The organism is Moorena sp. SIO3B2 (assembly GCF_010692525.1).
GTDB classification, from domain to species: Bacteria; Cyanobacteriota; Cyanobacteriia; order Cyanobacteriales; family Coleofasciculaceae; genus Moorena; species Moorena producens.
Map to the genome: position 1 here is coordinate 1 of NZ_JAAHHE010000821.1, position 1,630 is coordinate 1,630.

A 1,630-nucleotide genomic window follows, 5' to 3' on the forward strand; every position below is an offset into this window, starting at 1 on the left:
CTGTAATCGGCATCTGGTTTACTGCACTGGGCATCAGCACCATGGCATTTAACCTCAACGGTTTCAACTTCAACCAGAGCATCATTGACTCACAAGGTCACGTGATCAACACCTGGGCTGACGTACTCAACCGTGCCAACCTAGGTTTCGAAGTAATGCACGAGCGTAACGCTCACAACTTCCCTCTAGACCTAGCTGCTGGTGAAGCTACTCCCGTAGCTTTGACTGCTCCAGTCATCAACGGTTAATCTCAACTTGGCTTAATCTACTTGATTAAAAAAAAGCGCTCTCCAGATGGGGAGCGCTTTTTTGTTTGATAGTAAGCATTCAGCTATCAGCTATCAGCTATCAGCTATCAGCTTAATTAGTAATGGGTAAACCCAAGCCAAATTGCTAGGCTCACCCACTACTAAATCAATTCATTTTTGAGTTTTGGTTGAGCACAGCTAGCCACTATTTGGTAGGGATGCTCACCAGACAGAATTCAATAAATTCTATCTATGGCTCGTATACGAGATTGCCATCATCGTTGGCAATGTGCTCATCTAGATCAATGTCGGCCTGATTCAAGCTTCCATCAATTTTCTCGCACTTAGCATTCATGATACTTTCACCGGAGAGGTAAGTCTCCTTGCAAGTCTCAATGAAGTTGTCAGGCTGCCAGACAAGATTACCATCAAGATTTTCAATGTAATAGTTCAGGTCAATACAAGTGTAGTTGAACTGATGATCCCTCGTGTAACAATGAGCGCATAACTCAGAAGCACTAACATGGGGAACAGAGCAACTTTGGCTAAAGTCACCTGCAAAAGCATTATTTGCAAATACACCAAAAGAGATTGCCACGGTAAACAGAAAACAAGCAATTGTTTTCAAGAGACCTTTCATGATCATTAACTCCAAAAATGGATAACTAACTAGCATCTGGAACCCATAACAGCCTGTTAAAAAAACTGCTATCGGGTGTAATGTAACCCTTATTTAGGCTTACAAATTAAATCTACCTACACATTTTTAGCTAGTCAACACTTTTCTACCGAGAGAGAAAAGTGCTTATAATCCTGCAAATTTGTATCAAAATTTACTAATTGACAAACAAATCAAAACATGTATTGGTCAGTGGCGATCGCATTGACGCTTTGGCCTCTCCCTTTGCCTAGCCTAGGGTTCAACAGGCAATCCCAAAGGGGCGAAAGGTACGAATTTGTATTATATTTTACAAATTGACAAATTTATCAAAAAATGTATTAGTAAGTGGCGATAGCATGGACGCTTTGGGGTCCCGCTTCGCCATTAGCCCGAAGAGCTAGCACCTTCAAGGGATCGCTACCGATAGTGAGGCGATGGAGGTTTCGGGGTCCCGCTTCCTGTAAGCAAAGGGATGACAGTGGTGAGGGGGCTTGCTCGGTCGTAAAGTTTCCAGTCAAATTTCCCTAACAGCTTTGATCCCGACGCTCACCAACCATGGGTAGAGCGCGGGACGTCAAGCCTAAAAATTAAAAGGTGAAGGTGGTTCTGAGAGTACCAATGACCACATCATCGTTGTCAGAACTTTGGTTAGGATTGAGAAGCCAAATCACACCAGGGGTGACGGAGATGTTGTTGTTGACTTTGTACTTATAGAACGCTG

Annotated in this window: 2 protein-coding genes and 1 pseudogene; 1 reads left to right on the forward strand and 2 read right to left on the reverse strand. The window is 43.2% G+C overall.

Translation table 11 applies throughout. The features are described 5' to 3' along the window. Positions 1-248: pseudogene (locus F6K38_RS41435) on the forward strand (photosystem II q(b) protein); the annotation flags it as partial. A 250-nt stretch (positions 249-498) separates the two neighbouring features. Here F6K38_RS41435 and F6K38_RS41440 read toward each other — a convergent pair. After that, positions 499-888 carry a mannose-binding lectin gene (locus tag F6K38_RS41440; RefSeq protein ID WP_075873683.1) on the reverse strand — a complete coding sequence of 130 codons (390 nt, stop codon included), beginning with the start codon at positions 886-888 and terminating at the stop codon, positions 499-501. 608 nt (positions 889-1,496) lie between these two features. Continuing rightward, on the reverse strand, positions 1,497-1,630 hold a 134-nt coding region (locus F6K38_RS41445), incomplete at its 5' end, for a carbohydrate porin (RefSeq protein WP_287356359.1).